Below are 21,074 nucleotides of genomic sequence, written 5' to 3'. Positions count from 1 at the left end.
GCGCCCACAGGGGCGCCTGACGGGTCCGTCGTCCACAGGCCGGGTCGCGGGCCCGCGCGTGCGGCGGGACCGGCGGGCAGCGTGACCACCCGGAGGTGGTCGTGGTGGCAGAGGCCCGAAGGGGTGCCGGTGGACTCGCCGGAGGCGCTGGGGCGCTGTCGCGCCGGGAGGTCGGCGAGCGCGGTGAGCGGCTGGCCGAGGCGCACCTGGTCGCCGGCGGCGCGCAGGTGCTCGACAGGAACTGGCGCTGCCGCTGGGGCGAGCTCGACCTCGTGGTGCGCGACGGCGACGCGCTCGTCGGCGTGGAGGTCCGCACCCGCCGCACGACCGCGTCGGGCACCCCGCTGGAGTCCGTGACGCCCCTGAAGGTGGCGCGGCTGCGCCGGCTGCTGGGGCTGTGGTGCGCCGAGCACCCCGGCCGCGCCCGCACCGGCGAGCTGCGCCTCGACGTGGTCGGGGTGCTCCTGGACCGCGCCGGCGGTGCCGAGGTGCAGCACGTGCGCGGGGTGGGCGCGTGAGCGTCGGCAGGTCCCTGTCCGTGGCCCTGGTCGGCCTGGCGGGCCACCTCGTGGAGGTCGAGGCCGACGTCACCTCCGGCCTCCCGGCGTTCGTCGTCACCGGCCTGCCCGACGCCGCACTCAACGAGTCGCGCGACCGCGTGCGCTCTGCCCTGCGCAACGCCGGTCTGGCCGTGGCCGACCGCCGGGTGGTGGTCAACCTGTCCCCGGCGTCGCTGCCCAAGCAGGGGGCCTCCTTCGACGTCGCCGTCGCCGCCGCGGTCATCGCCTCCCAGCAGGGCCTGCGCCCCGCCTCCGCGGCCAGCGCCCTCCACCTGGGGGAGCTGGGTCTGGACGGGTGGGTCCGCCCGGTCCGCGGCGTGCTGCCGGCGGTGCTCGCCGCGCACGCCCAGGGCGTGCGGCGCGCCGTCGTCCCCGCGGCCAACGCCGCGGAGGCCGCCCTGGTGCCCGGCGTGGAGGTGGTGCCCGTCGAGCACCTGGGGGACGTGGTGCGCGCTCACGGCGGCACCGCGGTCGCGCCGCCGGTGCGCTCCTCCCGGCGCGCCGGACCTCCCCGGCCGGGAGCGCTCCCGGGCAGCCTCGGCAGGGCGGACACCGGCGACCTGGGCGACGTCGTCGGCCAGGCCGACGCGCTCGACGCCCTGCGGGTGGCCGCTGCCGGCGGCCACCACCTGCTCATGACGGGCCCGCCCGGTGCCGGCAAGTCGGTGCTGGCGGCGCGCCTGCCCGGCGTGCTGCCGCCGCTCTCGGAGCCCGAGGCCGTCGAGGTCACCGCCGTGCACTCCCTCGCGGGCACCTTCGACCCCTCCCGCGGCCTGCTCGACAGGCCGCCCTTCGAGGCGCCGCACCACACCGCCTCGGCCGCAGCCGTGCTCGGAGGCGGCTCCTCCGGACCGGCCCCGGGCGCGGTCTCCCGCGCGCACCGCGGCGTGCTGCTCCTGGACGAGGCGCCCGAGTTCGACCGCCGGGTGCTGGAGGGGCTGCGCCAGCCCCTCGAGGACGGTGAGGTGGTCATCGCCCGCTCGCGGGGCACCGCGCGCTTCCCGGCGCGCTTCCAGCTGGTCTGCACCGCCAACCCGTGCCCGTGCGGGCGCGCCACCGACAGGGGGCTGGCGTGCCGCTGCACCCCGCAGGAGCAGCGCCGCTACCGCAACCGCCTCTCCGGTCCGCTGCTGGACCGGGTCGACCTGCAGGTGGCGGTGGCCCCGGTCTCCCGCACCGAGCTGGACGCCGCCGAGCGCGGCACCACCGGCCGCACCACGTCGGAGCAGGTGGCGCGGCAGGTGGCCGCCGCACGCGCCACCGCTGCGGAGCGCCTGAGCACCACGCCCTGGCGGTGCAACGGGGAGGTCCCCGGCCGGCACCTGCGCGGACCGCTGCGCCTGCCGCCCGCGGTGGTGCGCCCGGCGATGGTCCGCCTCGACTCCGGCGAGCTGACCCTGCGGGGGCTCGACAGGGTGCTGCGCGTCGCGTGGACGCTGGCCGACCTCGCGGGCCGGCCCGCCCCCGGCGCCGACGACGTCGAGCGGGCGCTGTCGTGGCGGCTGCCGTGGGCCGTGGCGTGAGTGCGCCCACGGGCCGGGCCGCCGGCTGGCAGGACGCGCTGCCCGAGCTCGGCCGGCGCCTTCCCCGGTGGGCCGGCGACGAGCGCCTCGCGATGCTCGCCTGGTCCCGGCTGGCGGAGCCGGAGGACCTCGTGGCGAAGTGCTTCGTCGCCGGACGAGGGGGGCCGCAGGCCCTCGAGCGGCTGGCGTCACCGGCGCCCGTGAGCGCGGCTGAGTGCCTGCCGGGGGAGACCCCGGACGCCCTGCGGGCCGGCCTGGCGCGCTGGGCGAGCCGCTGGGAGGAGACCGACCCCGAGCGCGACCTCGCCAGGGTGCTGGCGCTGGGCGGCCGGGTGGTGCTCGACGGCGACCCCGAGTGGCCCGAGGGGCTGGTGCACCTCAACGGCGGCGAGCCGTTCGCGCTGTGGGTGCGCGGCCCGCTCGACCTCGCCGCGGCCTGCGGGCGCAGCGCCGCCGTGGTCGGCGCCCGGGCGGCCACCGCCTACGGGGAGCGGATCGCGGCGAGCATCGCCGTGGGCCTCGGGGACGCCGGGGCGACGACCGTGTCCGGGGCCGCCCTCGGCATCGACGGCGCCGCCCACCGCGGCGCGCTCGCGGCCGGCGCCCCGACGGTGGCCGTGCTGGCGTGCGGGGTGGACCGGGCCTACCCGTCCTCGCACCAGCGGCTGCTGCGCGCCGTGGCCGAGGAGGGCTTGGTGGTGAGCGAGGTGCCACCGGGGTCCAGCCCGATGCGGCGCCGCTTCCTGCAGCGCAACCGCCTCATCGCCGCCGTCTCCCGGGCCACGGTGGTGGTGGAGGCGGGCTGGCGGTCGGGCTCGCTGTCCACGGCCGGTCTGGCGATGGACCTCTGCCTGCCCGTGGGAGCGGTGCCGGGACCCGTCACCTCCCCGTCCTCCGAGGGCTGCCACCGGCTGCTGCGCTCCGGGGCCGTGTGCGTCACCGACGCCGCCGAGGTGCTGCAGCTCGTCGACGAGGTGGCGCCCGAGCCGGTCCGCACGGTGCCGGCCCGGGCCCACGACGGGCTCGACCCGGTGCAGGTGGCGGTCCTCGACGCCCTGCCCAAGGTCTCGGCGCGGTCCGCCGAGCGCATCGCCGTGACCGCCGGGCTCGCCGCGCAGGACGTGCCGACCGTGCTGCGCGAGCTGTCCCGCAGGGGCCTGGCGGCGCGGACGTCCGAGGGGTGGCGGCGCGCCCCGCTTGAGCCCGGCGGCAGGGCTCACCCAGAGTGGGCGGGTGGACCACGACCGTGACGACCGGGCGGGCCAGCCGCAGGAGTGGCCGGCGCTGTTCTGCCGGCACCTGGAGCTGGAGCGCGGCGCGTCGCCGGCCACCACGCGCGCCTACGCCGCCGACCTGGCCTCGCTGCAGGCGCACCTCGAGGCCTCGGGCACCGACCTGGGGGCGCTGTCCCTGGCGGACCTGCGCTCGTGGCTCGGTGCCCTCGCCGGGGCCGGCGCCGCCCGCTCGTCCCTGGCGCGGCGCACCTCGGCGGTGCGGAGCTTCACCGCCTGGGCGGTGCGCACCGGCCGCCTGCCCGCCGACCCCGCGCTCAGGCTGCGGTCGCCGTCGCCGAACAGGACCCTGCCGACGGTGCTGCGCGCCGACCAGGCGGGGCGGCTCATGGACCTGGCCGCCACCCGCGCAGACGACGACGAGCCGGCCCACCTGCGCGACCGCGCCGCGGCCGAGCTGCTGTACGCCAGCGGCATCCGGGTCAGCGAGCTCGTGGGCCTCGACGTGGACGACGTCGACAGGGCCCGGCGCACGCTGCGCGTGCTGGGGAAGGGCTCCAAGGAGCGGGTGGTGCCGTACGGGCAGCCGGCCGACCGCGCCGTGGGGGAGTACCTCGAGCGGGGCCGCCCCCGGCTCGCCACGCCCGGGTCGCCACCGGCTCTGCTGCTGGGTGCCCGCGGCGGCCGCTGGGACCAGCGCCAGGTGCGTGCCGTGGTCCACGCGCTGCTCAGGGGCCTGGAGGAGGGCGTCGACGCCGCCCCGCACGCCCTGCGCCACACCGCGGCGACCCACCTGCTGGACGGCGGCGCGGACCTGAGGTCCGTCCAGGAGATGCTCGGCCACGCTAGCCTGGCGACCACGCAGGTCTACACCCACGTCTCGGTCGAGCGCCTGCGTCGCAGCTACGAACAGGCCCACCCGCGGGCGTGAGCGCCCCCGCAGGCGCCCGGCGGGGAGCCCCGTCGGGGAGAGGCAGGGACATGACCGAGGCAGCTCCCGTCGAGGCGCCCCCGGCGCCCACGATCACCACCACCGCGCCCGCGCAGGCTCCTGCCGCGCGCGCCCCCAGGCTCAGCAGCCGCCTGGCCGCCAAGGGCGCCGACGCCGAGGCCGTCGCTCGCAACGAGGCGCTCCTGCGCGACCTGTGGGAGCGGTTCAAGGCCCACGGCGACCCGGTGGTCCGCGAGCGCCTGATCCTCCACTACGCCCCGCTGGTCAAGTACGTCGCGGGCCGCGTGGCCGTGGGCCTGCCGGCCAACGTCGACCAGGCCGACCTGGTCTCCTACGGCGTGTTCGGCCTCATCGACGCCATCGAGAAGTTCGACCTCGAGCGGGCCATCAAGTTCGAGACCTACGCGATCACGCGGATCCGCGGCGCCATCATCGACGAGCTGCGTGCCATGGACTGGATCCCGCGGTCGGTGCGCAGCAAGGCCCGCGACGTCGAGCGCGCCTACGCCGCGCTCGAGGCGGAGCTCCACCGCACGCCGACCGAGCCCGAGGTGGCCGCGCGGATGGGCATCACGCTCAAGGAGCTGCACGCGATCTTCAGCCAGGTGTCCTACGTCAACGTCGTGGCCCTCGACGAGCTGCTGGGCGTGACGGGGGAGAAGGGCGAGTCGCTCTCGCTCGGCGACACCCTGCAGGACACCCGCGTGGAGGACCCGGTCACCGCGTTCGAGAACGAGGAGACCAAGTACCTCCTCGCGCGCGCCATCGACCAGCTGCCCGAGCGCGAGAAGATCGTCGTGACGCTCTACTACTACGAGAACCTCACGCTGTCGGAGATCGGCAAGGTGCTCGGGGTGACGGAGTCGCGGGTGTGCCAGATGCACACCAAGGCCGTGGTGGCGATGCGCGCCAAGCTGGCCGAGGCCGGCTGACCGGTCCGCCGCCCGCCGCCGCGGCGCCCCACCCGGGCACCGGCAGCAGGCGGACCCGCGGCCGCAGCAGGGCCAGCGGGTCCCGGTAGCGGGTCTGGGCCCCCGAGCCCGTGCGGACGCCCCAGTGGAGGCAGCTGGCCGCACCGCAGTGCGACGCGGTGGCGGCCAGCGCCCCGACGCGCTGACCGAGCACCACGCGGTCGCCCACCGCCACCGACGCGTCCACCGGCTCGAGCGTGGCCCGCCACCCCGAGGCCGCCCGGATGCTGAGCACCGGGCGGCCCGCCACCGCCCCCGCCGCGACCACGACGCCGGCCACCGGCGCCAGCACGTCCTGCCCCGGGGCGGCGGCGAGGTCCACGCCCCGGTGCCCCGGCTGCCAGGGCCGCTGCGGCAGCGAGGCCCGGCGCAGCACGGCCGGCGGGCCGTCGTCGTCGTGCAGCGGCCACCACCAGCTCCGCCCCGCGGGCGGCGGGGACGTCGCGGCGGCCGCCGGCGCCGCCGGCAGCACGGCGGCGGCCACCGCGAGGAGCAGGACGACGACGAGGACGGGCACCCCGGGAGGCTGCCGCGCGCACGGCAGGGTCGCCGGCCCGCGGGCCCGACCGGTGGACGGACCTGTGGACGACCGTGCGGCCCCGGCGCCTGTGGGCGCCCGGACGGGCCTGCGGTCAGGGGTGACCCGCCCGGCCGCGTAGGATGGAGCCCGGCCGGTCTCGCGACCGGTACTTCGCGTGCCCGCACACCGCCTCGCGGCGGGGTGCGCCACCTCGGTCCCGGCAGAGCCGGGTGGTGGCGCTCCGCGGGCACCAGGGCGGCGGCCGGACCCGGACCGCGGCAAGAACCGAGATGAGCCCCGCGTCCGGAGTCGAACCCGGTCGGGGCCGAGAGGAGTGCGGCATGGCCGTCGTCACCACGCGCCAGCTGCTCGAGAGCGGCGTCCACTTCGGGCACCAGACCCGTCGCTGGAACCCCAAGATGAAGCGGTTCATCCTGACGGACCGCAACGGCATCTACATCATCGACCTGCAGCAGTCGCTGACCCACATCGACCGCGCGTACGAGTTCGTCAAGCAGACGGTCGCGCACGGCGGCTCGATCCTCTTCGTGGGCACCAAGAAGCAGGCGCAGGAGCCGCTGGCCGAGCAGGCCGCGCGCGTCGGCATGCCCTACGTGAACCAGCGCTGGCTGGGCGGCATGCTCACCAACTTCCAGACGGTGAGCAAGCGCCTGCAGCGCCTCAAGGAGCTCGAGCAGATCGACTTCGACGACGTGGCCTCCTCCGGCCGCACGAAGAAGGAGCTGCTCATGATGCGCCGCGAGAAGGAGAAGCTCGAGCGCACGCTCGGCGGCATCCGCGACATGGCCCGCACGCCCTCGGCGATCTGGGTCGTGGACACCAACAAGGAGCACCTCGCCGTCGACGAGGCGCACAAGCTGGGCATCCCGGTCGTGGCGATCCTCGACACCAACTGCGACCCCGACGTCGTGGACTACCGCATCCCCGGCAACGACGACGCGATCCGCTCGGTCACCCTGCTGACCCGTGTCATCGCCGACGCCGTGGCCGACGGCCTGCGCACCCGCGCCGGCGGCGGTGACTCCGCCGCCGAGCCGATGGCCGCCTGGGAGGCCGAGCTGCTGGCCGGCGAGACCCAGACCGGCGCCGGCGCCGGCGACAACGCCGCTGGCGCTGCCGCCGCCCAGGGCGAGGCCGACGCCGCCGCCCAGGTCCCCGCGGGCGCCACCCCGGCCGCCGCGATCGACCAGGCCGAGGGCGAGGCCAGCGAGCCCGCCGCCGAGGCCGCCCCGGCGCAGCCGGCCGCCGACGAGGCCCAGCCGAGCGCCTGACGCAGGCCGCCACCGCCGCGCCGTCCCCGACCGGGGGCGGCGCGGCACTGCCGCCCGGCCGCACCGCGCCGGGCGGCGCAGACCAGCACGACAAGGCGAGAGGACGGACCACCCATGGCGACCACCGCCGCTGACATCAAGGCCCTGCGCGAGCAGACCGGCGCGGGCATGCTCGACGTCAAGAAGGCCCTCGACGAGGCCGACGGCGACCGCGCCAAGGCCATCGAGATCCTCCGGGTCAAGGGCCTCAAGGGCGTGACCAAGCGCGAGGGGCGCACCACCAGCAACGGCCTCGTCGCGGCGCGCGTCGAGGGCGGCGTGGGCACCCTCGTCGAGGTCCTCTGCGAGACCGACTTCGTCGCCAAGGGCGAGCGCTTCATCGCCCTGGCCGACCGGGTGCTCGACCTCGCGGTCAGCTCCGGCGCCAAGGACGCCGAGTCGCTCCTGGCCGCCGAGATCGACGGCAAGCCGCTGCAGGCGCTGCTCGACGAGTCCAACGCGACCATCGGCGAGAAGATCGAGGTGCGCCGCGTGGCCCGCCTCGAGGGCGAGCACGTCGCCTCCTACCTGCACCGGACCAGCCCCGACCTGCCCCCGCAGATCGGCGTGCTCGTGGCGCTGGACAGCGAGGAGGTCGACACCGCCCGCGACGTCGCCATGCACGTCGCGGCCCTGTCGCCGCTGCACCTGCACCGCGACGAGGTCTCCGAGGAGACCGTGGCCAACGAGCGCCGCATCGCCGAGGACACCGCCCGCGAGGAGGGCAAGCCCGAGGCCGCCCTGCCGCGCATCATCGAGGGCCGCGTGAACGGCTTCTTCAAGGACAACGTGCTGCTGGAGCAGTCCTTCGCGAAGGACCCCAAGCGCACCGTCCAGCAGGTGCTGAACGACTCCGGGGTCAAGGTGCTCGCCTTCGCCCGCTTCCGGGTCGGCGCCTGAGACCGTGAGCACCCCGGTCAGCAGCGAGGGTGCGGGCGCGAGCCTGCGCGGTGACGGCTGGCGCCGCGTCGTCCTGAAGCTGTCGGGCGAGGCGTTCGGAGGCGGCCGCGTCGGGGTGGACCCCGACGTGGTCGCCTCCGTGGCGCGGGCCATCGTCGGTCCCGTCCGCGAGGGCGTCCAGGTGGCGATCGTCGTCGGCGGGGGCAACTACTTCCGCGGCGCCGAGCTCAGCGAGGGCGGCATGGACCGCAGCCGAGCCGACTACATGGGCATGCTCGGCACCGTGATGAACTGCCTGGCCCTCCAGGACTTCCTGGAGCAGGCGGGCGTCGACACCCGCGTCCAGACCGCCATCACCATGGGCCAGGTCGCGGAGCCGTACGTGCCGCGCCGCGCCATCCGCCACATGGAGAAGGGCCGCGTCGTCATCTTCGGCGCGGGCGCCGGTCTGCCGTACTTCTCCACGGACACCGTGGCCGCCCAGCGCGCCCTCGAGGTCCGTGCGGACGCGGTGCTCATGGCCAAGAACGGCGTGGACGGCGTGTACACCGCCGACCCGCGCAAGGACCCCGACGCCTCCCGCCTGGACGAGGTCAGCTACGGGGACGCGCTGCGCCAGCAGCTCAAGGTGGTCGACGCCACCGCCTTCAGCCTGTGCATGGACAACGGCCTGCCCATGGTCGTGTTCGGCATGGACGGGGAGGGCACCATCTCCGCCGCGCTGCGCGGTGAGAGGATCGGCACGCTCGTCTCGGCGGGCTGAGTCCCTGCGCCCCCTGCGGGGGGCGCGGGGCAGCCCGGACGCGACGCACTGACGAGGAGGACCAGGCCTGTGATCGACGACACGCTCCTCGAGGCCGAGGAGAAGATGGAGAAGGCCGTCGAGGTCGCCAAGAGCGACTTCTCGGCGATCCGCACCGGCCGCGCCAACCCGGCGCTGTTCGCGAAGGTCAACGTCGAGTACTACGGCGCTATGACCCCGCTGCAGCAGCTGGCCTCGTTCCAGGTGCCGGAGGCCCGCACGGTGCTCATCAGCCCGTACGACAAGACCTCCATCGCCGCGATCGAGAAGTCGCTGCGCGCCTCCGACCTCGACGTCAACCCGTCCAACGACGGCAACGTCATCCGCATCATCCTCCCGCAGCTCACGGAGGAGCGGCGGCGCGACTACATCAAGCTGGCCAAGTCGAAGGCCGAGGACGCCCGCGTCTCCGTGCGCAGCGTCCGCCGCAAGGCCAAGGACGAGCTCGACCGCGTGGTCAAGGACGGTGACGCCGGCGAGGACGAGGTGGCCCGCGCCGAGAAGGAGCTCGACTCCCTCACCCGCCGGTTCGTGGACGAGATCGACGAGCTCGTGAAGCACAAGGAGACCGAGCTCCTCGCCGTCTGAGCGGGAGCTGCCGGAGAGCTGGTGCGTGCCGTGGCCGACTCGGCGGTGCAGCCCGTCCGCCCCACGGGGCGGGCGGGGCGCAACCTGCCCGCGGCGATCATCGCCGGGGTGCTGCTGGGCGGCGGCGTCCTCGCGGCGCTGCTGCTGGTCAAGCAGGTCTTCATCGCCATCGCCGCGGTGGCCGTGGGGCTGTCGGTGCGGGAGCTGGCGCGGGCGCTGGCCACGCGCCACCGGCGCGTCACGCAGGTCCCCCTCGTCGTCGGGTCCGCGGCCACCCTGGTGGCCGCCTACGTCGGTGGCCTCGACGCGCTCCTCGTCGGCGTCTGCCTGACCGCCGTCGCGGCCGTCCTGTGGCGGGTCCTCGAGGTCCCGGACCTGCCTCCCCACGTGGGGGAGGGCACGTCGGCGCCGGGGGTCGCGCTGGTGCGCGACGTCACGGCCGCCGTCCTCGTGGTGGGCTGGCTGCCGCTGCTGGCCGGTTTCGCGATGCTCATGCTCGCCGCCGACGACGGCGCGCTACGGGTGCTCGTCTTCGTGCTGCTCACGGTCTGCAGCGACGTCGGCGGCTACGCGGCCGGCGTGCTCTTCGGGCGCCACCCCATGGCGCCGTCCATCAGCCCCAAGAAGTCCTGGGAGGGGCTGGCCGGGTCCGCGGCCGCGTGCCTGGTCGCCGGGTCGCTGTCCGTGTGGCTGCTCCTGGGCGGCAGCTGGTGGGCGGGGGCCCTGGTGGGCCTGGGCGCCGTGGTCGCCGCGACCCTCGGAGACCTGTCGGAGTCGATCCTCAAGCGCGACCTCGGCATCAAGGACATGGGGACGCTGGTCCCCGGCCACGGCGGCGTGCTGGACCGGCTCGACTCGCTCCTGGCCGTCGCGCCCACCACCTGGCTGCTGCTGGAGCTGCTGGTCCGCTGAGATCGGCTGACGCGGGCTGCCCCGGAGCCGTGGGACCATGGAGAACGCCATGTCTGACGCCGCGCCCACCGCCCCCGCCGCTCCCGCCGCCTCCGCGGGGGCCCGCCCCGCGCTGACCCTCGCCGCCCCGCGCCGGGCGAAGCCGCCGCGCCACCTGGCCGACCTCGCCCCGGCCGAGCGCGCCGCAGCGGCCGCCGAGCTGGGCGTGCCGGCGTTCCGCGTCAAGCAGGTCGCCCAGCACTACTTCGGGCGCGGCGAGGTCGACCCCGCCGGCATGACGGACCTGCCGGCCGGCCTGCGCGATCAGCTGGGCTCGGCGCTCCTCCCGCCCCTGCTCACGCAGACCCGAGCGCTGGAGGCCGACGACGGCGACACCGTCAAGACGCTCTGGAAGCTCTTCGACGGCGCCCGCATCGAGAGCGTGCTCATGCGCTACCCCGGACGCGTGACGCTGTGCGTCTCCAGCCAGGCCGGCTGCGGCATGGCGTGCCCCTTCTGCGCCACCGGCCAGGGCGGCCTGCAGCGCAACCTGTCGGCCGCCGAGGTGGTCGAGCAGGTCCACGCCGCCAACCGGCGCCTGGCACCCACCGGCGAGCGCGTGCACAACGTGGTCTTCATGGGCATGGGCGAGGCCCTGGCCAACTACAAGGCGTGCGTCGGTGCGGTGCGCCGCATGGTGGACCCGGCCCCCGACGGCCTGGGCATGTCCGCACGCGGGATCACCGTCTCCACCGTGGGACTCGTCCCCGCCGTCGACAGGCTCGCCGGGGAGGGGCTCGCGGTCACGCTGGCGCTCAGCCTGCACGCCCCGGACGACGTGCTCCGCAACGAGCTGGTCCCGCTGAACAGCCGCTTCGACGTGGCCGCCGTGCTCGACTCCGCCAAGCGGTACTTCGACGCCACCGGCCGGCGCGTGAGCATCGAGTACGCGCTCATCCGCGACGTCAACGACCACGCCTGGCGCGCGGACCTGCTCGCCGAGCAGCTGCTCGCCCGGGGGAGCGGCTGGGTGCACGTCAACCCCATCCCGCTCAACCCCACGCCCGGTTCGCGGTGGACCGCGTCGGACCCGCGGGTGGAGGCCGAGTTCGTCCGGCGACTGCGCGACGCGGGCATCCCCACCACGGTGCGCGACACCCGCGGCCGCGACATCGACGGCGCCTGCGGCCAGCTGGCCGCGTCGGACATCGCCCAGCCCACCGGCTGACGGCCCAGCAGTCGGGAACAGACGCCGGACCGCCGCAGTTGGTTGAAACATGAAGAACATCGGGTTCCTCAACTTCGGCAGCTGGCGTCCTGCCCGCGGCTCCCACGTGCGCACGGGGGCCGACGCCCTCCTGCAGACCGTCGAGCTGGCCGTGGCCGCCGAGGAGCTCGGGCTGGACGGCGCGTTCATCCGGGTCCACCACTTCGCCCCGCAGCTGTCCTCGCCGTGGCCGCTGCTCGCCGCCATGGCCGCCCGCACCTCGCGGATCGAGCTGGGCACCGGCGTCATCGACATGCGCTACGAGGAGCCGCTGGCCATGGCCGAGCTGGCCGCCTCCACCGACCTCATCAGCGGCGGCAGGCTCCAGCTGGGCGTGAGCCGGGGATCACCCGAGCCCGCGCTGCGCGGCGCCGAGGCCTTCGGCCACGTCGCGCCCGAGGGGCGCACGGACGCCGACCTCGCCCGCGACCACACCAGGCGGTTCCGCGCCGCCGTCGCGGGGGCGGGCGTCGCGCCGATGGACCCGCAGATGACGGGCCGGCAGGGCCTGCTGTCCGTGCAGCCGCAGGCGCCCGGCCTGGCCGACCGGATCTGGTGGGGCGCTGGCACGCGCGCCACCGCCCGCTGGGCCGGCGAGCAGGGCATGAACCTCATGAGCTCGACGCTGCTCACCGAGGACACCGGCGTGCCCTTCGACCAGCTGCAGGCCGAGCAGATCGCCGGCTTCCGCGAGGCATGGGCGCAGGCCGGCTGGTCGGGCGTCCCGCGGGTCTCGGTCTCGCGCAGCGTCATGCCCATCACCACCGACGAGGACCGGCTGTACTTCGGCGGCGACGTCGACAGCACCGACCAGGTCGGCTTCCTCGACGGCGGGCTGGCCCGCTTCGGCCGGCACTACGCCGGCGACCCCGCCGCCGTCGCCGAGCAGCTGGCCCGCGACGTGGCCGTCCAGGAGGCGGACACGCTGCTGCTGACCATCCCCAACATGCTGGGGGTGGACTACAACACCCGGCTGCTGGCGACCGTCGCCGAGCACGTGGCCCCGGCGCTCGGCTGGACCCCGGCGCACCGGCGCACGGACTCCGGCGCCGGTCAGCAGCCCGCCGCCGTCTGAGGGCGCCCGTCCCCGCACTCGCGTCGTCGAGTGCGGGGACGACGTCGTCTCATCCCGCACTCGCGCACCCCAGTGCTGCTCCAGGGCCGCCTGGAGGCGCACTCGGGTGACCGAGTGCTCGGTGAGCGCCCCGGGAAGGCGCACTCGGGTGACCGAGTGCGCCGGGAGGCGGGGAAACCCGCGTGACGGCGGCGCGGGGCGTCGGGGAGGATCGACGCCCGTGGCGCACCTCGAGGTCAGCGGGATCTCCTACGACCTCCCCGACGGCCGTCCCCTCCTGCGCGAGGTGGACCTGCGGGTGGGTGACGGCCAGCGCACCGCCCTCGTCGGGCCCAACGGCACCGGCAAGACGACGCTGCTGCGCATCGTCACCGGAGAGCTCGCCCCGACCGCCGGGTCCGTCACCCGCTCCGGCGAGCTGCAGGTCATGCAGCAGTCCGCCGGGGCCGGCACCGCCGAGGTCCGCGACCTGCTGCTGTCGGTGGCCCCGCCCGCGCTGCGCGCCGCCGCCGCCGAGCTCGACGCCGCCGAGCTGGCGATGATGGAGCTCGACGACGAGCCCACCCAGATGCGCTACGCCACCGCGATCACCGCCTGGGGCGACGCCGGCGGCTACGAGGCCGAGGTCGCGTGGGACGTCGTCTGCGACGCCGCACTGGGGATCCCGTGGGACCGTGCCCGCTGGCGCGACGTGGCCACCCTGTCCGGCGGGGAGCGCAAGCGGCTCCTGCTGGAGTCGCTCCTGCGTGGTCCGGACGGCGTGCTGCTGCTGGACGAGCCCGACAACGCCCTCGACGTCCCCGGCAAGCGGTGGCTGGAGGAGGCGCTGGTGGCCAGCGGCCGCACGGTGCTGCTCATCAGCCACGACCGCGAGCTGCTGGCCCGCACCGCCACCCGCGTCGCCACCCTGGAGCCCAGCGCCGCCGGCGCGCGGCTGTGGGTCCACGGCGGCGGCTTCGCCGGGTACGCCGACGCCCGTGCCGACCGCGCCGCCCGCCTGGAGGAGCTGCGCCGCCGCTGGGACGAGGACCACGCCGCCCTCAAGCAGCTCGTGGTCACCCTCAAGCAGAAGGCCACCTTCAACGACGGCATGTCCAGCCGCTACCAGGCCGCCCAGACCCGGCTGGCGCGCTTCGAGGACGCCGGCCCGCCGGAGGCCGCCCCGGTGGCCCAGCGCCTCGGCATGCGGCTGCGCGGGGGCAGGACGGCGAAGCGCGCGGTCACGTGCACGCAGCTGGGCCTGACCGGGCTCGTCGCCCCCTTCGACCTGGAGCTGCACCTGGGCGACCGGCTCGCCGTCCTCGGGTCCAACGGCTCCGGGAAGAGCCACCTGCTGCGGCTGCTCGCCGGAGGGGGCACGCACCCCGAGGCCGAGCACGAGCCCGTGGGCGAGGGCCCGCCGCCGGCCCCCGTGGAGCACACGGGGACGGCGAAGCTCGGGTCCCGGGTGCGCCCGGGCTGGTTCCGCCAGTCCTCCGCGCTGCACGGGGAGGCCGCCACCAGCGCCGACCCCCACGCCGGAAAGACGCTGCTGGAGGTGCTGCACCGCGGTGACGGGCACCGCCAGGGCCTGCCGCGCGAGCCCGCCACCCGCGCACTGGACCGCTACGGGCTGGCGAAGGCCGCCGAGCAGCGCGCCGACACGCTCTCCGGCGGTCAGCGGGCGCGGTTCGGCGTGCTGCTGCTGGAGCTGTCCGGAGCCACGCTGCTGCTGCTCGACGAGCCGACCGACAACCTCGACCTGGAGTCCGCCGAGGCGCTCGAGGCGGCGCTGGAGCGCTTCGAGGGGACCGTGGTCGCCGTGACGCACGACCGGTGGTTCGCCCGCGGCTTCGACAGGTTCCTCGTGCTGGGCGCCGACGGCGCAGCGCGCGAGACCCCCGAGCCCGTGTGGGACGAGCCTCGGGTGCAGCGCGTGCGCTAGGCCGTCGGCGCTGGCGCGCGGGCGTGTTCTCCTGCGCCCCGTGGGGCTGCTGGGGCACCATGCTGAGGTGACCCAGGGCCCGACGTTCGAGCGCACCACCGGCTTCCGCCGCGGCTACGCCGTCGAGCAGGTCGAGGAGTTCTTCGCACGGGCCCGCGTGTCCTACGAGACCGGCGGCCCGCGCGGCGGCGTCAGCAGCCGGGACGTCCGCGAGGTGGGCTTCGACCTCGTCCGCCGCGGCTACGACGTGCAGATGGTCGACGCCGCCCTGGACCGCATGGAGGACGCCTTCCTGCGCCGCGAGCAGGAGGTGGTGCGCGGCCGCCTCGGCGCCGACCGCGCCTACGCCGAGCTGGCGGCCCGCGCCGCCACCCTCCGCCCCCGCCTGGACCGCCCCGAGGGCGACAGGTTCGACAGGGCCGAGCCCGGCCACCTCGCCTACGACCCGTCCGAGGTCGACGCCCTGTGCGACCGCATCGCGGACTGGCTCGCTGGCGCCCCCGGCCTGGGCCACGACGACCTGCGCCGGGCCGTCTTCACCACCCGCCGCGGTGAGCAGGGCTACGCCGAGCACCAGGTGGACGCGTTCATCGACCGCGCCGTCGAGGTCATGGCGGCCTCGGTCACCGCAGCCTGACCCCTGTCCTGACCCGCCACCCCATCCGCCGCCCGGCGGCGCGGACGGGGGAACCGACCGCGGCGGGGTCCACCTGACGGAGCAACGGCCCTGTGGCGGGCGACGGTCGCTGCCGACCACGTCCCCGTGGACCACCCCCGCCCCCCTCGCCCGACCCGGCCGGCACGGCTGACCCGCCTGCGGGCGACCGCGTCGCTCGCGCTCGCCGGCCTGCTCAGCGGTCTGGTGCTGCTGCCCGCCGGGACGGCCGCCGCGGTGGACGGCACCGAGACGCGGGCACCGGAGATCAAGAACAACTGGACCGTCCCCGGCGAGGTCTGGCAGGGCGACTTCGCCGACCCGGCGGTCGTGCGCGTGGGTGACGTCTACTACGCCTACGCCACCAACACCGCGGGCCGGTACGTCCCCGCCCTGACGAGCACCGACCTCGTCACCTGGCGCGCGCGGCCCACCTACAGCCAGGCCGGTCCGCCCGGGAAGCCGGGGTACTCCGTGGCGGCCGACCCCGCGGTCCCCGCGGAGTTCCGGTCGCAGAGCTGGTCGGACTGGGACAAGTACAACAACAACGACGTGCTCGTGAAGCCCGCCTCCTGGGGCCTCAAGACCTCCGACGGCCCGTGGGTCCGCACCGAGTACTGGGCGCCGTCGGCGTTCCAGATCGGCGACACCTGGTACCTGTACTCCGCGGTGCGCGTGGGCCCGACGCGCTTCTGCCTCACCGTGGCCAGCGGTCCCGGCCCCCTCGGGCCGTTCCGCGACGACTCCACCGGCCCCGTCCAGTGCCAGCCGGTGGCCACCGACCCCGACGGCTCCATCGACCCCGCCGGCTACCACGACCCCGCCACCGGCAAGGACTACCTGCTGTGGAAGGCGCTGGGGAAGGTGGACAGCCACCCGAGCGCGCTGATGTCCGTGGAGCTCGGCGCCGACGGGAAGCCGAGGCCGGGCGCCCCGTGGACCACCCTGCTCACCACCCACGAGGGCGGGTGGGAGGGCACCACCATCGAGAACCCCTCCATGGTCAGCTACGGCGGCACCACCTACCTCTTCTACTCGGCCAACCACTGGGGCACCACGGACGCCGCCGGCCGCAGCGCCTACGCCACCGGCTACGCGATCTGCCCGCAGGGCCCGACCGCCCCGTGCGCCCGGCCCGACGAGCGGCCGCTGCTCTCGAGCAGCGGCACGGCGCAGGGCCCCGGCGGGTCCGCGGCCTTCCTCGACGCCGCCGGGAACCTCCGCATCGCCTCCGCCACGTACTTCCTCGGCGAGGACCGGGTGGGCGAGGCCATCCGCCACCCGCGCCGCCTGAGCATCGGCACGCTGACCCGGGTCTCCGACGGGCGCCTGTCCGTGGTCCCGGGGACGGCGCCCGTGGGCCCGTTCACCCCCGCCACGACCTCGGTGCCCGCGCCCCGGCCCCCGACGGCCGCGCCGGCGGCCAAGCCCCCGGCCGCGAAGGCCCCGGCGAAGGCGTCCGCCAAGAAGCCGGCGGCCAAGAAGCCGGCGGCCAAGAAGCCCGCGGCGAAGAAGCCCGCCGCCCAGAAGCCCGCCAAGGCGTCGGCCAAGAAGAAGTAGCCGCTCAGGCCAGACGAGCCGGGCGCCAGCCGCGCAGCGAGCTGAGCACGGCGAGCCCGTCGGCGCGGCGCAGGTCGTCGGGGTGCAGCACGCGCAGCTCGAGCTGCCCGGAGTCCAGCAGCCGCTCGCGCAGCACGCCGGGCAGCAGGCCGCACTCCACCGGCGGCGTCCACCACCGCCCGTCCAGGCGCACCGCGAGGTTGGCCGTGCTCGCCTCGCAGACCTCGCCGCGCTCGTTGGTCCACACCACCTCGTCGGGGCCACCGGCGGCGCCCACCCGGTGCTGAGCGCGCAGCGCGTCGATCCACCCGCGGCGCGTGGTCTTGTGGCGGGGCCACCAGTCCTCGCTGCGCACCCGCGGCACGTCGTCCACCACCAGCCTCACGGTCGACGACGACGACCGCGGCAGCGGGACGGCGGTCGCGGACAGCGCTCCGTCCGGGCCGAGCTCGAGGCGCACGCGCAGCGGGCCGCTCGTAGCGCCCCCCGCGGCGGCACCGGTCACGGCGCCGTCCAGCGCGGCTCGCGCCGCGGCCGGGTCGAGCGGCAGCCCGCAGAAGGCCGCGGACGCCGCCAGCCGGCGCAGGTGGCGCTCGACGTCCACCAGCCCTGCCCCGGGGTGGTGCGCGAGGGTCTCCAGCAGGCCGTGCGGCTCCTCGCGCCGGCCCAGCACCGCCGCCTTGGCCAGCACCTCGCGGTGCTCAGCACCGGCTCGCGAGCCCCAGGTCACGCCGCTGCCGGTGCCGTAGGAGACCGTCGGGCCCTGCGTGCCGCCCGTGACCACGGCGGTGCGGATGGCCACGGAGAACCGCGCCGCCACCGGCTCTCCCGGGGGCGCCAGCCACCCGACCGCTCCGCAGTACACCCCGCGGGGGGTGCGCTCCAGCTCCGCGATCGCCCGCGCCGTCGACGCCTTGGGCGCACCGGTCACCGACCCGCAGGGGAACAGCGCGCGGAAGAGGTCCAGCGTCGAGGTGCCCTCCCGCAGCCGGCCCTCGACCGTGGAGACCACCTGGTGGACCGTGGGGTAGGTCTGCGCGGCCAGCAGCTCGGTGACCTCCACCGACCCCGCGTCGCACACGCGGTGCAGGTCGTTGCGGAGCAGGTCGACGATCATGACGTTCTCGGCGCGCTCCTTGGCGCTGGAGGTCAGGCGGCCCAGCGCCAGCGCGTCCTCCGCCGCCGACCGGCCCCGGGGCGCCGTGCCCTTCATCGGCCGGGTCACCACCCGCCGGCGCAGCCGGCCGTCGGGGCCGTCGTCCCCGTCGTGGTCCTCGACGACGCTGAAGAACGCCTCGGGGCTGGCGCTGGCCACCACCGCGTCCACGCCGTGCGGCCGCAGGTCGAGCAGCGCCCCGTGGTCGCCGCGCTGTGCGTGCACGAGGTCCGCGTAGAGCGCCTCGGGGTCCCCCGAGAAGGGCGCCGACAGCTGCAGCGTGAGGTTCACCTGGTAGGTCTCCCCGCGCGCGATGCGCTCGCGCACCCCCGCTACGGCGGCGGCGTGCTCCTCGGCCGTGGTGCTCGGCGCCCAGGGACCGGCCGACCACCCCGGCGGACCGGCGGCGGGGTCCGGCTGGCCGACGACGGGCACCTCCACCGGCGCGTCGACCAGCGCGAACCACACCAGCGGCAGCCGCCGGTCCGGTGCCCGCGCGACGAGCGCCCGGTCCAGCGCCGCACCGGCCTCGTAGGCCACCAGGCCCACGGCCCAGCTGCCCGCCGCCACGGCCGCCTGCACCTCCTGCAGGGCCGGGACCACCTGGTCGAGCTCGTGGGCGGCGACCACGCGGCGGGGTGGGTGCGCGGCGTCGGCGAAGAGCAGCGCGCGACCGGCCTGGAGGTCGTCGGTGCGCAGCACGCCGGGGATTCTGCCCGACCGCCGCCCGCGGCCCGGTCGCTCGCCGGCTGGCCGGGTAGCGTCGACGGGGTGCCGGCCTGGACCGACGGCGCTCCGTTCTGGGGGCTGTTCGCCTTCTTCTTCGCCGTGGTCCTCGTCCGCACCCAGGCGACGTACTGGCTGGCCCGGCTGGTGGCCGCGTGGTCGGCCGACGACCGCCGGCGCGGCCCCGCCACCCGCCGCCCCCGCTGGCTGCTGCGCGCCGGCGGGTGGCTGCGCCGGGCCTCCGAGGGGACGGGCCTGCGGGCGGTGGAGCGCTGGGGGCTGCTCGCCGTGCCGGCGTCCTTCCTCGCCACCGGCACCAAGACGGCCGTCAACGGCGCCGCGGGGCTGCTGAGGATGCCGTTCGGGCGCTACACCGCCGCGATGCTCGTCGGCTGCGCGCTGCACGCGGCGATCTACGCCACGGTCGGCTGGGCGGCGTGGACGGCGGCGCTCTCGGCCGCGACGGGGTCGGTGTGGGGCGCAGCAGCGCTGACCGGGGTCGCGCTCGTCGTCGTCGTCCTGGTGGTGAGAGCGGTGCGCAGGGGCCGGCGCGGCTCAGGAGCCCGCTGAGCGCAGGTGGTCCAGGAGGGCGGCCACGTGGCGGGCGCGCGTCTCGGGGCGCTTGACGGTGTGCATGCGGTACAGCCACGGGTACCGGTCGCCCCGGGACATCGCCTCCCACGCGGCGGCGGACGCCGGGTCCGCGGCCAGCGCCTGCGCCAGCTCGGGCGGCGGCTCGATGGTGGCCGACCCGGCGTAGGCGCGCTCCCAGCGGCCGTCGGCCTGGGCGGCGGCCACCTCGGCGGCGCCTCGGGGCCGCATCCGGCCCGCGGCCTCCAGCGCGGCGACGCGCCGCACGTTCACCGCGGACCAGTTCGAGCGGGGACGGCGCGGGGTCATGCGGATGGCGTAGCTGACGTCGTCGCGCTTGGTCACCTGCCCGTCGATCCAGCCGTGGCAGAGCGCCTCGAGCACGGCCTCCTCGTAGACGAGCGCGGTGGGCTCGGTGGCGCCGCCCTTGGCGAGGGCCAGGCGGACGCCCGCGGAGGTGGTCGCGTGCTCGTCGAGCCAGGCGCCCCACGCGGCGGCGTCGGTGACCACGAGGTCGGGGAGCGGAAGGGCCACGGCAGGAGTGTGCCGCGCGGGGCCGACCAGAGGAAGCGTGTCGGGTTCCCCTGACTTCTTGTCGTGTCTACTTGACACCGTGTCAGGTCTACTCGACATTAGGGGGGTGGGCAGGATGTCGGCGCGAGGCCGCAGCAACGGAGTCCGCGCCGCGCGGGCGGTGCTGGGGCTGACCCAGGCGGACCTCGCGGCGGCGGCGGGCGTGACCCGGCAGACCGTCGTCGCGGTCGAGGCGGGCGACTACGCCCCGTCGGTGTACCTGGCCCTGGCGATCGCGGACCGGCTGGGCCGGACCGTCGAGGAGCTGTTCGGCGAGCACGAGGCGCAGGGGGCTGCCGGTGCGGCAGCAGGGAGGGAGCAGCGGTGAGCGAGCAGGTGCGTGACGGCTGGTTCGTGCGGGCGGCGGCGCGCGTGGGAGACCTGGGGAGCCCCTTCTACGACGAGGAGCACCAGCGCGACGTCTGGAACGAGGCCAGCGCCATCGGGTTCCAGCTGCTGCTGTGGCTGCTGCCGCTCACCGCGGTGGTGTCGGTGTGGGTGGGGGGCGCGACCGCGGTGCCGTACGCACTGCTCATGTTCGTCGCGCCGGGTGCGGCGTCGTGGGTGGTCTTCGGCTACGCCAGGGCCCACGGGGTGCTCGGGGAGGACACCCGCGGCGTGAAGCCGCTGCGGTGGCGCGTCCTGGCGTGGCTCGCGCTGGGCATCGCCCTGTGCGCCGGCGTCGTGCGGGCCCAGGGGGGCGGCGACGGCTTCGCCGGGGGCATGGCCACCGGCTTCGTCGTGGGCGGGGTCCTGGCGGCCGTGGCGATCGCGGTGAGCGGGCTGGTGGGGCGCCGGAGGGCGCAGCGCCTCAGCGCAGGTGGGAGGAGCTCATGACCCGGTCCACCGCGACCTCGACGACCACGCGCAGCGGGTCCTCCCGGGGCTCGCGCTCGTAGCGCACGGCGTAGCGGGCCACAGCGTCGGCCACGACGTCCGGCTCGTCCCGGACGCGCACGGGCCCCTCGAGCGTGAGCCACTGCGCCCGCTCGAAGGAGCACAGCACCGCCCGGCCGCCGGAGGTCTCGGCGAGCCGGGCGTTGCGCACCTTGCGGGAGGTCGACCGCGCGGTGACGCGGGCGACGCCGGCCTCGGCGTCCCAGGTGAAGCCCACCGGCACGACGTGCGCGGTGCCGTCGGGCCTGTGGGTGGTGAGGGTCGCGAGGCGCCGCTCGGTGACGAAGGCCAGCGCTGCCGGGGTGAGCTCCACGCCGTCCAGGGTGGCCGACCGCCCATGATCACGGACGGGGTGGGGTGGCCGACCCCTCATCACCGCC

Annotated in this window: 22 protein-coding genes; 18 read left to right on the top strand and 4 right to left on the bottom strand. The window is 76.2% G+C overall.

The window, feature by feature from the left end:
* The first annotated feature begins 104 nt into the window (after positions 1 to 104).
* The 5 genes from FHN55_RS16455 to whiG are packed head-to-tail and all read left to right on the top strand — an operon-like array spanning position 105 to position 5,199.
* Entirely contained in the window at positions 105 to 518 is a 414-nt protein-coding gene (locus FHN55_RS16455; RefSeq protein ID WP_218974745.1) for a YraN family protein, read from the top strand.
* The gene (locus FHN55_RS16450) at positions 515 to 2,083 is read left to right on the top strand and encodes a YifB family Mg chelatase-like AAA ATPase (protein ID WP_139713414.1); all 1,569 of its coding nucleotides are present in this window, start codon (positions 515 to 517) and stop codon (positions 2,081 to 2,083) included. Before FHN55_RS16455 ends, FHN55_RS16450 begins: the two co-directional genes overlap by 4 nt.
* A complete protein-coding gene (dprA, locus tag FHN55_RS16445; protein ID WP_139713413.1) occupies positions 2,080 to 3,333 on the top strand; it encodes a DNA-processing protein DprA in 1,254 nt (417 codons plus the stop codon). Before FHN55_RS16450 ends, dprA begins: the two co-directional genes overlap by 4 nt.
* Complete coding sequence (locus FHN55_RS16440) at positions 3,317 to 4,246, top strand: tyrosine recombinase XerC (protein ID WP_139713412.1); 930 nt, start codon at positions 3,317 to 3,319, stop codon at positions 4,244 to 4,246. The genes dprA and FHN55_RS16440 overlap by 17 nt, the downstream gene beginning before the upstream one ends.
* 50 nt (positions 4,247 to 4,296) lie before the next feature.
* A complete protein-coding gene (whiG, locus tag FHN55_RS16435) occupies positions 4,297 to 5,199 on the top strand; it encodes an RNA polymerase sigma factor WhiG (protein WP_139713411.1) in 903 nt (300 codons plus the stop codon).
* Here whiG and FHN55_RS16430 read toward each other — a convergent pair.
* Complete coding sequence (locus FHN55_RS16430) at positions 5,090 to 5,755, bottom strand: M23 family metallopeptidase (protein ID WP_139713410.1); 666 nt, start codon at positions 5,753 to 5,755, stop codon at positions 5,090 to 5,092. The genes whiG and FHN55_RS16430 overlap by 110 nt on opposite strands.
* 344 nt (positions 5,756 to 6,099) lie before the next feature.
* Here FHN55_RS16430 and rpsB point away from each other — a divergent pair, with 344 nt between their 5' ends.
* The 10 genes from rpsB (at position 6,100) to FHN55_RS16380 (ending at position 16,751) form a co-directional block, all read left to right on the top strand.
* Positions 6,100 to 7,050, top strand: a complete 951-nt coding sequence (gene rpsB, locus FHN55_RS16425; RefSeq protein WP_139713409.1) for a 30S ribosomal protein S2 — start codon at positions 6,100 to 6,102, stop codon at positions 7,048 to 7,050.
* Positions 7,051 to 7,164: 114 nt separating this feature from the next.
* Positions 7,165 to 7,989 carry a translation elongation factor Ts gene (gene tsf / locus FHN55_RS16420; protein WP_139713408.1) on the top strand — a complete coding sequence of 275 codons (825 nt, stop codon included), beginning with the start codon at positions 7,165 to 7,167 and terminating at the stop codon, positions 7,987 to 7,989.
* A 4-nt stretch (positions 7,990 to 7,993) separates the two neighbouring features.
* Entirely contained in the window at positions 7,994 to 8,752 is a 759-nt protein-coding gene (gene pyrH, locus FHN55_RS16415) for a UMP kinase (protein WP_218974744.1), read from the top strand.
* A 69-nt stretch (positions 8,753 to 8,821) separates the two neighbouring features.
* Positions 8,822 to 9,379 carry a ribosome recycling factor gene (frr, locus tag FHN55_RS16410; RefSeq protein ID WP_139713407.1) on the top strand — a complete coding sequence of 186 codons (558 nt, stop codon included), beginning with the start codon at positions 8,822 to 8,824 and terminating at the stop codon, positions 9,377 to 9,379.
* Positions 9,380 to 9,409: 30 nt separating this feature from the next.
* Complete coding sequence (locus FHN55_RS16405) at positions 9,410 to 10,291, top strand: phosphatidate cytidylyltransferase (RefSeq protein ID WP_180357896.1); 882 nt, start codon at positions 9,410 to 9,412, stop codon at positions 10,289 to 10,291.
* A gap of 49 nt (positions 10,292 to 10,340) precedes the next feature.
* A complete protein-coding gene (gene rlmN, locus FHN55_RS16400; RefSeq protein ID WP_139713406.1) occupies positions 10,341 to 11,498 on the top strand; it encodes a 23S rRNA (adenine(2503)-C(2))-methyltransferase RlmN in 1,158 nt (385 codons plus the stop codon).
* 49 nt (positions 11,499 to 11,547) lie between these two features.
* Entirely contained in the window at positions 11,548 to 12,612 is a 1,065-nt protein-coding gene (locus FHN55_RS16395) for an LLM class flavin-dependent oxidoreductase (protein WP_139713405.1), read from the top strand.
* A gap of 220 nt (positions 12,613 to 12,832) precedes the next feature.
* The gene (locus FHN55_RS16390) at positions 12,833 to 14,536 is read left to right on the top strand and encodes an ATP-binding cassette domain-containing protein (RefSeq protein WP_139713404.1); all 1,704 of its coding nucleotides are present in this window, start codon (positions 12,833 to 12,835) and stop codon (positions 14,534 to 14,536) included.
* Positions 14,537 to 14,603: 67 nt separating this feature from the next.
* Positions 14,604 to 15,173, top strand: coding sequence for a DivIVA domain-containing protein (locus tag FHN55_RS16385; protein ID WP_139713403.1), 570 nt, complete (start codon positions 14,604 to 14,606; stop codon positions 15,171 to 15,173).
* A 126-nt stretch (positions 15,174 to 15,299) separates the two neighbouring features.
* Complete coding sequence (locus tag FHN55_RS16380; RefSeq protein WP_139713402.1) at positions 15,300 to 16,751, top strand: family 43 glycosylhydrolase; 1,452 nt, start codon at positions 15,300 to 15,302, stop codon at positions 16,749 to 16,751.
* Between the two features lie 4 nt (positions 16,752 to 16,755).
* Here FHN55_RS16380 and FHN55_RS16375 read toward each other — a convergent pair whose 3' ends face one another.
* On the bottom strand, positions 16,756 to 18,609 hold the full coding sequence (locus FHN55_RS16375; protein ID WP_218974743.1) for a chorismate-binding protein: 1,854 nt from the start codon (positions 18,607 to 18,609) through the stop codon (positions 16,756 to 16,758).
* A gap of 69 nt (positions 18,610 to 18,678) precedes the next feature.
* Here FHN55_RS16375 and FHN55_RS16370 point away from each other — a divergent pair, with 69 nt between their 5' ends.
* Complete coding sequence (locus FHN55_RS16370) at positions 18,679 to 19,203, top strand: hypothetical protein (RefSeq protein WP_139713435.1); 525 nt, start codon at positions 18,679 to 18,681, stop codon at positions 19,201 to 19,203.
* Here FHN55_RS16370 and FHN55_RS16365 read toward each other — a convergent pair.
* Entirely contained in the window at positions 19,189 to 19,758 is a 570-nt protein-coding gene (locus tag FHN55_RS16365; protein WP_139713401.1) for a YdeI family protein, read from the bottom strand. The two genes, FHN55_RS16370 and FHN55_RS16365, sit on opposite strands and share 15 nt — an antisense overlap.
* A gap of 115 nt (positions 19,759 to 19,873) precedes the next feature.
* Between FHN55_RS16365 and FHN55_RS16360 the strand changes: the two genes are divergently transcribed.
* A complete protein-coding gene (locus FHN55_RS16360) occupies positions 19,874 to 20,125 on the top strand; it encodes a helix-turn-helix transcriptional regulator (RefSeq protein WP_139713400.1) in 252 nt (83 codons plus the stop codon).
* On the top strand, positions 20,122 to 20,634 hold the full coding sequence (locus FHN55_RS16355) for a DUF2029 domain-containing protein (protein WP_139713399.1): 513 nt from the start codon (positions 20,122 to 20,124) through the stop codon (positions 20,632 to 20,634). The genes FHN55_RS16360 and FHN55_RS16355 overlap by 4 nt, the downstream gene beginning before the upstream one ends.
* On the opposite strand, the gene FHN55_RS16350 is transcribed toward FHN55_RS16355, so the two are convergent.
* On the bottom strand, positions 20,609 to 21,007 hold the full coding sequence (locus FHN55_RS16350; protein WP_257571063.1) for a pyridoxamine 5'-phosphate oxidase family protein: 399 nt from the start codon (positions 21,005 to 21,007) through the stop codon (positions 20,609 to 20,611). The genes FHN55_RS16355 and FHN55_RS16350 overlap by 26 nt on opposite strands.
* Positions 21,008 to 21,074: the final 67 nt, after the last annotated feature.

The sequence above is a fragment of the Streptomyces sp. NP160 genome (assembly GCF_006335115.1).
Classification (GTDB): Bacteria; Actinomycetota; Actinomycetes; order Actinomycetales; family Quadrisphaeraceae; genus Quadrisphaera.
The sequence above is the reverse complement of the archived record's forward strand: the minus strand, read 5'-3'. Positions and strand labels throughout refer to the sequence as shown.